A 14,194-nucleotide genomic window follows, 5' to 3' on the forward strand; every position below is an offset into this window, starting at 1 on the left:
AATCCCAAATAGGGACCGAGGCTGTATCGGCGGTACCACCCTTATTAATATACTTGTAAAAATATATTCACTCTTAATTTCTTAACGGAAATTAGCCGCTGTATCCTACTACTATTTCAGTACAGAACTCCGAGGTAGGTTCAAAATGGCTTTTTGGAAATCTCTCACCTTACATTCCCTCTCTTTAAAAAAGCTTAAATTTCTACTAATCCTCTTCCTTATTTTTGTAATATTGAAATTTTTTAAATTTATTTTATATGATAAAACATAAATATAAAATTGTCAATAGATTATCAAACTAAAATTTTAATATTCACGTACAATTTTTTTACACAGTCTTAATTATGTAATTATCTATAGTTACTCATTAAGTAATCTCCTTATTTTTTAGTTTCTCTATCATAATATTTCAAATGAAATAAAATGTTACATATTCTTTATGAAACGAACATTTTAATATTTATTTCATATTATAATATAGATCAGAAATATAAAGGAGAAAGTCAATGCTTTATTGTCAATATGCTGATATGACAGATTATTACTACAGAGCTAACCAAATGAATTCTTATATTAGAATATTCCACGCCTCTCCTAATGACCCAAATTTAGACATTTATGCCAACGGAAATCTTATAGTAAAGAATCTTGCTTACAAGGAATTTTCGCAATATCTGCCTGTTCCTCCTGGTAACTATAATATTAAAGTTTATCCTTCAGGACAAATTACGAATCCTATTATAGATGCTAATATAAATATTCCTGCAAATACTGTATTTAATATAGCCGCAATAGGAACTTTTCCTAACATTAGTTTATATACCATACAAGAACCAACCACCGCTCAGAATTTTGGAAGAGCTTGTGTAAGATTTATTAATCTTTCTCCAAACGCACCAGCTGTTGACATAAATTTATCTGACGGTACAAAAGTATTCAGAAATGTTGTTTATAAAGGTATTACAGATTACGCTTGCATTCCTCCAGGAACATATACCTTCATAATCAATCTTGCTGGTACTGACGATATAGTATTAACTGTTCCTAATGTTCAGCTGGAGCCTAATAATTACTATACTATCTATGCAGTTGGCCTAACTGGAAAATCTCCGGCTTTAGAAGCTATAGTGGCACCAGAACCAAGATAACACAATGAAGCGAAGGTATTTTTTTATGTTACCTTCGCTTTCATTATACTTATTTGTTAGCTGCTATACTCTAACTAGCTTGGGTCGTTGGCTTATAATTTCCTTTCTAGCTTAATTACTGTTTCAACGTGCCTTGAGTGTATAAAAGTGATATAATTTATTAAGAACGATTATTAATTATAATAAAATGTTTGTACAGAAAGCAGAATGGAAATATTCTTGTACAAAGATGACAGCGGTTTAAACGCTATTTCCAACCTGATGATTTTCATTTAAACTCAGATCTTGAACAATATATTTTTTCAAAGATAAGTGACGGTAGAAATCAAGATGTTGAAATATTGTTTTCTGGTGATAATAATGAAAAGAGGAGGTAAAAGAATGAAAAAAATATTTAGCAAAAGGAATTTTATAAAATTTGTTTTTGTAACAATGATATTATCCTCTGTTTTTGTAACAATCAGAATGATTATGGCACCCACAGTCGCACCGCTTTATAATCCCGATGTAAGAGTAAAGAGCGACTACTTTTTGATGCTTTTGCAGTGTATACTCGGCACATTTGCAATGTTGCTTCCGGGCTTTACAGAAAAACGTTTAAAAGTAAGCATACCAACAAATATGATATTTGTTTATTCTGCATTTCTTTACTGTGCAATTTATTTAGGAGAGGTAAAGAACTTTTACTACAGAATTCCCAACTGGGATATGATTTTACACACATTCAGTGGTGCTATGATAGGTGCATTAGGATTTACCGTAATAAGCTTTCTGAACAAAACCGAAAAAGTCCCGATTTATCTTACACCTGTATTTGTCGCATTTTTCTCGTTTTGCTTTGCTGTAACTGTTGGTGTCGTTTGGGAGTTTTATGAGTATGCTGCAGACGGATTATTGGGAACCAATATGCAGAAATTCGGGACAGAGAACGGGACCTTGTTCGTAGGACACTATGCGCTTTCAGATACAATGGCCGATTTGTTGGTAGACTGTATTGGTGCGTTTGCAATGTCTATAATAGGTTATATCTCTATTAAGTACGATAAAAACTGGCATGAAAAATTAATGTTCAGCCGCAAGATTAATTAGGCTAGATAAATATCAATCCCTATATTGCGGTGTCATATAGAGGTTGTAAAATATTTTATGTAAACTTATCACCTCCTTCTATGTTAGAATACTAAAATCATAGAAGGAGGTACTATACCTTTGGCAACATTTTGAGGACACTGCTATCGCTTCACTAAGTGCTCAATGCCTATTTCTTTACTATCTTCACAACTGTCTCCACGTGTGAGGTCTGAGGAAACATGTCTACCGGTTGAATCTCTACAGTTTTGTAATTTAAATCATTTAATATCCCCAAATCTCTAGCTAGAGTTCCTGGATCACAGGATACATATACTATTCTCTTTGGCTGCATTTTAGCTATCGCATCTAAAAGCACTCTTTCACACCCTTTTCTTGGAGGATCTACAACCACCACATCTGCTTTTATGCCTTTTTCTATAAGTTCTGGAATAACTTTTTCAGATTGTCCTACAATAAACTCTACATTACTAACGTTGTTTTGCTTGGCATTTTCTATAGCATTTTCTATAGCCTCAGGCACTATTTCAACTCCATAAACTTTCTTAGCATTTTGTGATAAAAACAGAGATATTGTACCTGTGCCACAATAAGCATCAAATACGGTTTCATTACCTGTTAAGTTTGCATATTCTAAAGCTTTGTTATAAAGCACTTCAGTTTGTATTGGATTTACCTGAAAAAATGAAAGAGGAGATATATTAAATCTAAAGTCTCCAATATAATCACTTATAGTATCATTTCCCCATAAGGTTTTACAATGCTGCCCTAGAATAACGTTTGTTCTTTTATCATTTACATTCTGTATAATGCTCTTTATATCCTTTATATTTTCTGTAATTAGTTTTACAAGAGCATCTGCATGTGGAATATCTTTGGTTTTAGTTACTATTACAACCATGGTTTCTTTTGTCCTAAAAGCTTTTCTTATCATTATGTGTCTTATTATTCCGCTGTGCATTTCCTCATTATAAGTTTCTATATTGCATTTTTCAATCCAAGCTTTAACTAGCTTAACTACTTCATCAGCAGTTTCATCTTGAATATTGCAAGCATCCATGTGGATTATCTCGTGACTTCTAGGTGCATAAAATCCTATTACAATATCGCTGCCTTTTTTACCAACAGGCAGCTGTACCTTATTTCTATATCTATAAGGATTATTCATGCCTATTGTATTATGTATAACTATATCATTATCTTCTTTTTCTTCGCCCTCTTCTACAACATCCAACTTACCTATTCTCTCTATGCAGTCCTTTACCCTATTTGTCTTAAACTTTAGCTGTGCATTATAAGAATAATGCTGAAGTTGGCATCCACCACACCTTTTGTAAGTATTACAAATAGGCTCTACTCTATCTTTTGATGATTCAACAACTTCTAAAAGTTTCCCGATTGCAAAGTTTTTATTTACTTTTATTATTTTTATCTTAACCTTTTCGTTTAACAAAGCACCATTAATAAATACTGTAAAGTCATTAATCTTTCCTACGCCTTCACCTTCATAGCCCATACCAGTTATATCTAATATATATTCTTTGTTTTTTTCTATCGGAATAGTTTTACTCATACTCTCACCCGCCATATTATAGTTTTACCTCATTAAAATCTTACCTCAATATTCTACATTTTCCTGATTGTTTTGTCCATTAAAACCTATACTGCAAAAAAATAAGCGGCAAATCCGCTTATTGGTTGTACTCTTTAAAGGTTCCACATTGAGTACGTTCACTTGAGTGTGCCTCTTCCCCATTTATCTGAACAAAATCTGCACTACATAATTTATTAACGTTATATATACAATTTTCTGCTTCACAAGCAATTTCTGGACTTATTTCTACTGATTCTCCACTAAATAACTGAGTGAATTCTCCAGATAAATTTCTATTAGTAAAGTGAGATGTCGAATATATATCACCTTTTTCCAAAAAAGTATCACAATCTGTTTCTGGACTTGAATGTGCTGAGCTGCCATTTACATGAATACTTGCTGCTACACAAAACTTATTTACATTATTTGCACAACGTTCTGCACTACATCTTAGCTTTCCACTCATGATAATTCCTCCTATCCAAAACTACATAAATATAGTTTCTTTTCTTTGAGAAATTTTATACTTTATAAGTGCAAAATTTAATATAAAAAAAGTGCACCTTTTAAAAGGTGCTAAGTTAATATAGAATCAGTTGTCTCTTGTTTTCTCATCATATTAGTTTAACCACATATTTTTTTATTATACATTATTTTTACATAAATCTTCAATGGTAAAATAAAAAATATGATATTTTTTTCATTTTTATAAGCATAATTTAAATAGTGGCAATTATAATAAACAGGTTGTTGGCTTTATGGGCTCAACAACCTGTCATATTACATTATATTCGCTCTTCCATTATAAACAATTCCCCTTGTAACATCCATTGTTATGAATGCTCCTGTTTTTAATATTTCAGTAGCACCACCAGCTCCACAGATAAGAGGAACTTCACTTGTAATACATTCTATAGCTAAATGAGATGTTAATCCACCTTCTTCTGCTATAACTCCACTAACTCTGCCTAATACTGACAGATATTCTCTATCTAGGCTTCTTACAACTAAAATATCGCCTTTTTCTAAAGTTTCATCTGCTTCTTTAGCACTTTTGACTATTCTAGCAGTACCATATCCTGGCTTGTTACCTGCACCTCTACCTTGAACTAATATGTCTCCAACTATATGGACTTTAAGCATATTAGTGGTTCCTGAATAGCTTACAGGTATTCCAGCTGCTATTACAACTAGATCACCTTTCTTAACATATCCAGTTTGCAATGAAATCTCAACAGATTTTTCTATTAATGCGTCTGTTGAGCTAACCTTTTCTGCAAGTATCGGAAACACACCCCAATTTAATGCTAGCTTTCTAGCAACTTTATCACTTGGAGTTACTGCAATTATCGGACACGCTGGTCTGTATTTAGATACAACTTTAGCAGTATGTCCGCTTTGAGTAGCTGTAATAATTGCTGAAGCATTTAATCCTGATGCTGTTGTACATGTAGCTAAACTTATAGCATTAGCTACATTATAAATATGAGTCTCTCTCTTTTTAGTTAATAATTCTTCATAGTTTATTCTAGATTCAGCTTCCATAGCTATTCTTGCCATTGTTCTAGCAGCCTCTACAGGCCACTTTCCATTTGCTGACTCTCCACTTAACATTACAGCATCAGTACCGTCTAAAATAGCATTAGCTACGTCAGAGGCTTCTGCTCTTGTTGGTCTTGGGTTTCTTTCCATTGAATCTAACATTTGTGTAGCTGTTACAACAAATTTACCTGCTTTATTACACTTTTCAATTATCATCTTCTGAATTAATGGAACTCTCTCTATTGGAATCTCTGAACCCATATCTCCTCTTGCAACCATTATTCCGTCTGAAAACTTGATTATCTCATCAATGTTGTCAACACCTTCTTGATTTTCTATCTTGGAGATTATTTGTATATCATGTCCTCCAAATTGTTCTAAAAGTTTTCTTACAGCTAAAACGTCTGAAGCCTTTCTTATAAATGATGCTGCTATATAATCTACTCCTACTTCACAACCAAATCTTAAATCATCAACATCTTTTTCTGTAAAGGAAGGTAAGTTTGTTTTTACATTAGGCACATTAGCATTCTTTTTAGTGCTTATCATTCCGCTATTTTTTACTATACAATGAATATTTGTTCCTTCTACTTCTTGTACCTCGAGTCCAATTAAGCCATCTGCCATTAGTATCATGTTGCCTGGTACAACATCTTTATATAGCTCGCGATAACTTAAATTACATTTTGTAGCATCTCCTTCTACGTCTTCTCCGCAAACTATAGTGAATTTTGTTCCTTCAACTAATTCTACTTTTTCTGGAAAGTATCCTGTTCTTATTTCAGGACCCTTAGTATCAAGAATTATACCTATTGGTTTATTGTATTTTTCTCTTAACTTTTTTACTAGTTTTATTCTTTCTCCATGTTCTGCATGATCGCCATGAGAAAAATTGTGTCTTGAGCAACTCATTCCTGCTTCAATTAACTTTGATAATATCTCCTCGCTATCACTAGCAGGCCCAATTGTAAAGATCATCTTAGTCTTTTGCATAGTTTACTCTCCTTAACTTAAATTAAAAATTTATTTTTTATTAGTATGATAATGCATTTGCTATTTCATAGAGTTTTTCATCAAATTGTCTTTCAACCGCTAGAGCGTCGTCAATATCCATATCAAATATCTTTCCATCTTTTATTCCAACTACTTTTGATGATTTGCCTTCTTGTAGTAATTCAACAGCTCTATATCCCATTCTTGATGCTAAAACTCTATCCATACAAGTTGGGCTTCCGCCTCTCTGAATATGTCCAAGTATTGTAGCTCTTGTTTGAATACCTGTAATACCTTCCACTTTTTTTGCTAAATCATCAGCTCCGCCTATACCTTCAGCTAAAATTATTAGATTATGCATTTTTCCTCTTAATTTGCCTTCAAGTATAGTTCTACATAATTCATCTTGATTGTACCCTTTTTCAGGAACAATTATGCTTTCCGCACCTCCTGCAAGACCTGCATAGAGAGCTATATCTCCACAATTTCTTCCCATAACTTCCACAATACTTACTCTTTCATGTGATGTTGAAGTATCTCTTAACTTATTTATAGCATCTAAAACAGTATTTATCGCAGTATCAAAACCTATTGTATAGTCTGTATATGGTAAGTCATTATCTATTGTACCTGGCAATCCTATAGTTGCTATTCCAAGCTTTGATAAAAGCTGAGCTCCTCTAAAAGAACCGTCTCCACCAATGACTACAAGACCATCGATTCCAAAGGTTTTTAATATATTTGCTCCTCTTTTTCTTCCTTCTTCTGTTTTAAACTCTGCACAACGTGCAGTTCTTAATATAGTTCCACCTCTTTGTATGATGTCTGCAACACTATGTCTGTCCATGGGAAAAATTTCACCATTTATTAGTCCACTATATCCTCTTTGAACTCCCATTACCCTAAAGCCTTTGTCTAATCCAGTTCTTACTACCGCTCTTATGGCAGCATTCATACCAGGGGCATCCCCTCCACTTGTTAACACAGCAATTGTCTTCATATTTATACCTCCTATGACCACCGGGACATTTTATGTCCCACGAAGATTATACAAAATTCATCATTTTTCGTCTTATTAATAGTAATTTATATTATAACACAAATTTACTATATTTTCATCACGCTATAGTATTAATTTTAATAAAACTCATTCAAATATTCAATCATTTTTGTAAACTTAATTATTTTATTTTAGATATTAGAGAGGACTCAATATTCCTCTCTAATATTTTGCTTATTATAAATTAAAAATATACTTAGGCATCTGAAATAAAATAACAAGTCCAAAAATGCGACGGATATTTTGTGTCAGACAAGGAGAAAGGTTCCGCAGATAGCCGACCCTATCTAAGGGTTCTTTCGACGCAGTATGACACAAATTAGACTAGCAGATGGACTAGTTATTTTTTTGAAGATGCCTTAATACTACATTATCTTAACATTTTCTTCTCCAAACCTAGATTTTAAGACCGACATCAATTCTAAATCGTTATCCACCCATAATTCTCTATCTACTCTAAATTTCTTTCTTTCCTTTCTTGTACATAAGTAAACTGGAGTCACACCTTTAAAACCAGAAAGCATAGATTTCAAATCATTTAAAGTATTTTTTAAAAATTTCTCTTCTTCTATTAGTATATATAACTTTTCAGTATTTATTTTGATTAATGGTTCTATAACCTCACATAACACCTTAGGTTGCTCATCCTCTCGAATATTAACCCTTCCTCTTATTATTACCATGCTGTCTTCGCTAACTAAATCTCTGAACCTTTGTAGTACTTTAGGAAATATCACAACTTCTATTGCGCCATATAAATCTTCTAATTTTGCAAAAGCCATAATATCATTATTTTTTGTTACTTTTTTTGTTACTTCAGTAACCAGCCCTCCTAATATTACCATATCCCCATCTTTTACCTTTGATTCTTGAATCAAACCTTCTTCTAACATTTCATTAGATAATATATCTGAAATTTTTATACTAGTTTGTAATTTTAGTGTTTGCTCATATTCTTCTAATGGATGACCTGACAGATATAATCCTGTCATCTCTTTTTCCATTGCTAAAATATATTTTTTTTCAAATTCCTTAATAGCTGGATACTGTATCTTAATATTAATATCTTGTACATTTTCAAAATCTACAAATAGACTTATTTGTCCATCTATATTTCTTTTTCTTGAATTACTTATGCCATCTAATATCTTTTCATAAACAGCAAGCATCCTTGATCTATAGCTTTTAAAACAATCAAATGCGCCTGCCTTTATTAGACTCTCCACTACTCTTTTATTAATACAGCTAACATCAATTTTGTTACAAAAATCCGATAGATCCTCGAACCTACCTTTTTCTTCCCTTGATCTTACTATACTGTCTATAACATTTTCTCCAACATTCTTAATTGCAGAAAGGCCGAATTGTATTCGATTAGCTTTAACTGTAAATTTTGCATAACTCTCATTAATGTCAGGTGGCAGTACTTCAATTCCCCTATCATTTGCAAACCTTATATAATAAGCAACCTTTTCACCATCACCTTTTACACTATTTAACATAGCAGCAGTGAATTCAGTAGGATAGTAGTACATCAAATAAGCTGTTTGAAATGTAACAACAGCATAAGCTGCAGCATGGCTCTTATTGAAAGCATAGCTTGCGAAGTCCATCATCTGGTCAAATATTTTATTTGCAACATCTTCGCCTATTCCATTTCTTATGCAACCTGGTACTTCTATGTTGCCATTTTCATCTACTATACCGTATATAAAGTTACGTCTCTCTTCTTCCATAACATGATGTTTTTTCTTCGACATAGCACGTCTTACTAGGTCACTTCTTCCCAGAGAATAGCCTGCAAGATCTCGAACGATTTGCATAACCTGTTCTTGGTAAACCATGCACCCATAGGTAACCGACAATATATGTTCCAGTTCTGGAGCTAAATATTCAACCTTCTCTGGGTTATTTTTATTTCTGATATACTTAGGTATCTCTGCCATTGGCCCCGGTCTGTAAAGGCTATTCCCCGCGATTATATCTTCTAATGAATCTGGTTTAAGATCTTTCATGAATGAAGTCATTCCTGGTGACTCCAGCTGAAACACACCTACAGTTTTGCCTTCACCTAGCATCTTATAAACATTTTTATCATCATAATTTATATCATCTAAATCTATTGTTATTCCTTTATTCTCTTTTATTATACTTATTGCATCTCTAAGAACTGTGAGAGTTCTTAGACCAAGAAAATCCATCTTTAAAAGTCCCAATTCTTCTAAAGTTCCCATAGTAAATTGTGTAACTATGCTGCCTTCATTTTTTTGTAGTGGAACATATTTCACTAATGGCTGGGATGCAATAACAACTCCAGCAGCATGTGTTGATGTGTGCCTTGGCAATCCTTCTAATGCTCTTGCAACATCAATTAGTTCCTTTGTTCTTAATTCATCATCATATGCTCCTTTTAATTCAGGACTTAGTTCTAATGCTTTGTCTATTGTTATATTCAAAACTGTAGGAATCATTTTTGCTATTCTATCAACTTCAGCATATGGATAATCCATGGCTCTACCTACATCTCTTATACAAGCTCTTGCTGCCATTGTTCCAAAGGTTATTATTTGCGAAACACTATCCATACCATACTTATCTACCACATAATCTATTACCTCTCCACGTCTTTCATAACAGAAATCCGAGTCTACATCGGGCATAGATATACGATCAGGATTTAGGAATCTTTCAAAAATCAAACTATATTTAATTGGATCTATTTTAGTTATTCCTAATGTATATGCTATTAGAGATCCTGCAGCACTTCCTCTTCCCGGTCCAGTCATTATACCATTTTCTCTTGCAAATCTTATAAAATCCCAAACTATAAGGAAGTAATCTACATACCCCATTTGTTTTATTACTCCAAGCTCATACTCCAATCTTTCATTTAGCTCTTCTGTAATATTTGGATATCTTTCTCTTAATCCTTTATAGCACAGCTCTTTCATATAATCATAAGGATCTACACCTTCAGGCAGCGGGAATTTAGGTAACTTAGAGTTATGAAAATCGTAGTCAAAATTACACTGCTCTGCAATTTTCACTGTGTTTTCTAACGCCTCAGGAACATAAGAAAATAATTCATACATCTCTTCTGGAGATTTTAGATAAAATTCATCTGATGGATATCTCATTCTATCTTGTTCATCTACAGTTTTTCCCGTTTGTATACAAAGGAGTATATCATGAGCTTTATAATCTTCTTTTCTTATATAATGTACATCATTTGTGGCCACTAAAGGAATCTCTAGCTCTTTTGACATACTAATCAATTGCTCATTAACCTTCAGTTGTTCTTCCATTCCATGATATTGAAGCTCTAAGTAAAACCCGTCTTTAAATATTTCTTTATAAAAAATGGCAGTTTCTTTCGCCTTATTTAGATTTTCTTTTAAAATATAGGATTGAATCTCTCCTCCTAAACAAGCACTTAATGCTATTAAGCCTTCACTATGTTCCTTTAGAAATTCATGATCAACCCTAGGCTTATAATAAAATCCCTCAATAGATGCTGTTGATACTATTTCCATCAAATTCTTGTAACCAGTTTCGTTTTTTATCAATAGCACAAGATGATGATTTTCATTTTCTTTATCATTTTGCTTTATGTGCATGGATTTTGGTGCAACATATATTTCACAACCTATTATAGGTTTAATTCCCTGGGCTTTTGCCTCTTTATAAAATTCCACACAGCCATACATAACTCCGTGATCCGTTATAGCTATACTTTTCATTCCTAGTTCTTTTGCTCTTGATACAAGCTCTGAAATCTTTGCTGAACAGTCCAACAGTGAGTATTCTGTATGCTGATGTAGACTCACCCATTCTGGATTACCTATATTCATAGTTTCACCTTCTTTCCTAAGAAACATTAGGTACATGAAAATAAATAACAAATCAATGTACCTCAACTAAAATATTGACAAATTATACTTAAATTATATCACTATAATCGACATATTTTAATACTATATGTTTTCCAAGAGTAAATTTTCATTATAGAATTAAAATATCTTAAAAATAAATAAGTAGTCAGTATACTAGTCTATTTTAACTTATTACTTTCTCCCAAATTCCTGATGTCAATAAAAAAGAGCAACAAAAATAAATGTTGCTCTTGCATACAGTATTAACTTTTTACAACAACATTTTATCCTTCAAAGTCAACCGCTGCTGTTGATTCTAGCATTGGTCTTAAATTTGTTAAAACTTCATCTACGTGAACTGGGTGAACTTGATATTCATCCATATCCGCAAGAGAATCAAAAGTCGCTATTAAAGCTAAATCATAGGATCTAGCAGAGCGTACAACATCTACTCCGACTTTTATACTTTTTAGCGTAGGTACTTTTCCTTCTACACGCATTATGATTTCTTTTGCTTTCTCTATATTTTCTTTGCTTTTGTCTTTCAATTTAAAAAATACCACGTGTGTAAACATTAATATCACTCCCATTATATTTTATTTATATCTGCTTATATGAAACTTCTCATCGTCTTAATATCTTAGCTGATAAAAAGGTCTTTGCCACTAAGTCTCTTTTGTTATCAAACATATCAATTTCAACTTTGCAGAAATTTCTCCCTGAATCTATTATGTCTGTATATATTTCTATCATACTATCCATTTGAACTGGTTTTATAAAATAAGTATTTATACTATCTACTAGTATATTTATATTATTTTTTTGTCTCAATGTCATAATTCCCATGGTTGATAAAAGCATGTTTAGAGAGCCCCATGATGCAGTTCCTATGGGATCCAACATTTCAGGAGTTATTTTACCATAAAAATGCCCCTTGTCCCCACTAGTTTTAAATTCAAACTTCTTCAACACTAGATCTTCTAGTGTTTCAGCTGCTTGAGGCTGCCTAGCCATGTATTGAAGAGCCTTAATAACATCTTTTCTTGTTATAACCCCAACTAATTTTTTATTTTTCACAACAGGAAAGAGTTCTATACCTTCCCATCCCATTATGTGTGCTGCATATGCTACAGTTGTTTTTGGTGTTAAGGTTACTGGATCCTTATGCATTACTCTTCCTATAAGTTCATCATCAGAATCCTTGCTTGATAAATCTCTTAAAGTGACAATTCCTACTACTTTATTATCATCATCTACAACAGGATATCTTTGATGCCTAGTTTCTGTAATTACTTTTTTCCATTTTTCTACCGTATCGTTTACATTCAAAAAGTATGTATTAGTTTCCATGATATCTTCAATTAGAACTATATCTTTCTTTATAAGATTTTCTGATATAGCCTTATTTATCATGCTGGCAACTGTAAAAGTATCATAAGTTGTAGATATTATTGGTAGACACTTTTCATTAGCTAATTTCTTTATTTCTTCACTACATCCAAATCCACCAGTTATAAGGACTCCTGATTGGTTCTCAAGAGCAAGTCTATGTGCTTCTTCTCTATTTCCAACAATAAGAAGACAGTCAGGGGTTATATATTTTGCCATAGCATCAATAGTCATAGCCCCTATAGCAAATCTGTGCAGGGTTTTATATATCCCATCCTTCCCTCCAAGTAGAGCCCCATCCACAATATTAATTACTTCTCCATAGGTCAAAGCTTCAATGTTTTTCTTTTCAACCTTTTCTACTCTTACTGTTCCAACTCTAGGAATAGTAGTAACTATTCCTAATGTATCTGAGTCCTTTATAGCTCTATACGCTGTTCCATCACTAACACCTAAAGCACTTGCTATACTTCTAACCGAAATCTTTGTACCAACTTCAAGTGAAAGTATATACTTGATTATATCTTCATGCTTTGACATAATCTAAACCTACCTTCCTTCTTTCCTTAGTTCCTCCGCTATTTTTTCTATTCTTCTTAATCTGTGATTAACTCCTGATTTTCCAACTACCGGATTAAGCATTTCACCTAGCTCTTTTAAAGATTCATCTGGGTAGCTTAATCTAAGCTCTGCAATTTCTCTCAGGTTTTTAGGAAGTCTAGCAAGCCCTATTTCTTTTTGTATAAGCTTTATACTTTCAACCTGTCTTACTGCGGCATTCACAGTTTTACTTAAATTTGCAGTTTCGCAGTTAACTAGTCTATTTACATTGTTTCTCATCTCCTTCATTATTCTTACATTTTCCAGCTCTAAAAGAGATGAGTGAGCCCCTATTATATTAAGTAAATCTACTATTTGTTCCCCTTCCTTAAGGTAAACAATAAAACTACTTTTTCTTTGTATTACCTTTGAGTTTAAACCATATTCATTTATAAGACTACTTAAGTCCTCTGCATATTCATTATCATGAGTTACAAATTCTAAGTGATATGTCTTTTCTGGGTTACTGATGCTTCCTCCACCTAAAAAAGCTCCTCTGATATATGCTCTTTTACACTCTTCTGTCTCTATAATATTTCTAGGTATACTATAATCTAGTGAAAATATATTCTCATTTTCTCTTAGTAAACCGACCTCTTTAAGTAAGTCTCGCACACCCATTGCTTCATCAATTAATATTATATACACATTGTTTTTTTTAAGGGAATTGCTTCTTTTTACCATTATCTTTGTATGAATATTAAAATGCTCTTTTAGCATTTTAAATATTAACCTAGCAATGGCAGGATTTTCAGTAGTAACTTTAAAGCTAAACTGCTTATTACCACCAAGCAGCAGCGTACCACTGACCTTCATTATGGCTGATAGCTCTGCCACTGCCTCTTCTTTGCCTATACTCGTATATCTACAAGCTTCATTTTTAACCTTCAACGAAAAAGACATAATC

General features: G+C 32.8%; 10 protein-coding genes and 1 other annotated feature. Of the genes, 2 read left to right on the top strand and 8 right to left on the bottom strand.

What is annotated here, in order from left to right; all coding sequences use genetic code 11:
* Positions 1-7: 7 nt before the first annotated feature.
* Positions 8-228 (bottom strand) — a binding site (T-box leader).
* Between the two features lie 278 nt (positions 229-506).
* On the top strand, positions 507-1,148 hold the full coding sequence (locus ACZ5N4_RS24985) for a DUF4397 domain-containing protein (protein ID WP_464205327.1): 642 nt from the start codon (positions 507-509) through the stop codon (positions 1,146-1,148).
* Positions 1,149-1,529: 381 nt separating this feature from the next.
* The gene (locus tag ACZ5N4_RS24990) at positions 1,530-2,237 is read left to right on the top strand and encodes a DUF2238 domain-containing protein (RefSeq protein ID WP_464205329.1); all 708 of its coding nucleotides are present in this window, start codon (positions 1,530-1,532) and stop codon (positions 2,235-2,237) included.
* 169 nt (positions 2,238-2,406) lie between these two features.
* Here the strand turns inward: ACZ5N4_RS24990 and rlmD are convergent, their stop codons facing one another.
* From rlmD to whiA, 8 genes are all read right to left on the bottom strand, one after another.
* Positions 2,407-3,810: a 23S rRNA (uracil(1939)-C(5))-methyltransferase RlmD gene (rlmD, locus tag ACZ5N4_RS24995; protein WP_464205331.1), complete on the bottom strand. Its 1,404-nt coding sequence runs from the start codon at positions 3,808-3,810 to the stop codon at positions 2,407-2,409.
* A gap of 118 nt (positions 3,811-3,928) precedes the next feature.
* Complete coding sequence (locus ACZ5N4_RS25000; RefSeq protein ID WP_464205333.1) at positions 3,929-4,297, bottom strand: DUF1540 domain-containing protein; 369 nt, start codon at positions 4,295-4,297, stop codon at positions 3,929-3,931.
* Positions 4,298-4,611: 314 nt separating this feature from the next.
* Positions 4,612-6,366 (bottom strand): pyruvate kinase, encoded by a 1,755-nt coding sequence (gene pyk, locus ACZ5N4_RS25005; protein ID WP_464205335.1) that lies wholly within the window; start codon positions 6,364-6,366, stop codon positions 4,612-4,614.
* Positions 6,367-6,406: 40 nt separating this feature from the next.
* Complete coding sequence (gene pfkA, locus ACZ5N4_RS25010; protein WP_178906897.1) at positions 6,407-7,366, bottom strand: 6-phosphofructokinase; 960 nt, start codon at positions 7,364-7,366, stop codon at positions 6,407-6,409.
* A 425-nt stretch (positions 7,367-7,791) separates the two neighbouring features.
* Complete coding sequence (locus tag ACZ5N4_RS25015; RefSeq protein WP_464205338.1) at positions 7,792-11,277, bottom strand: DNA polymerase III subunit alpha; 3,486 nt, start codon at positions 11,275-11,277, stop codon at positions 7,792-7,794.
* A 305-nt stretch (positions 11,278-11,582) separates the two neighbouring features.
* On the bottom strand, positions 11,583-11,873 hold the full coding sequence (locus ACZ5N4_RS25020) for a Dabb family protein (protein WP_464205340.1): 291 nt from the start codon (positions 11,871-11,873) through the stop codon (positions 11,583-11,585).
* A gap of 49 nt (positions 11,874-11,922) precedes the next feature.
* On the bottom strand, positions 11,923-13,227 hold the full coding sequence (locus tag ACZ5N4_RS25025; RefSeq protein WP_464205342.1) for a DRTGG domain-containing protein: 1,305 nt from the start codon (positions 13,225-13,227) through the stop codon (positions 11,923-11,925).
* A 9-nt stretch (positions 13,228-13,236) separates the two neighbouring features.
* Entirely contained in the window at positions 13,237-14,190 is a 954-nt protein-coding gene (gene whiA, locus ACZ5N4_RS25030; protein WP_464205344.1) for a DNA-binding protein WhiA, read from the bottom strand.
* Positions 14,191-14,194: the final 4 nt, after the last annotated feature.

Source organism: Clostridium nitrophenolicum (assembly GCF_055391695.1).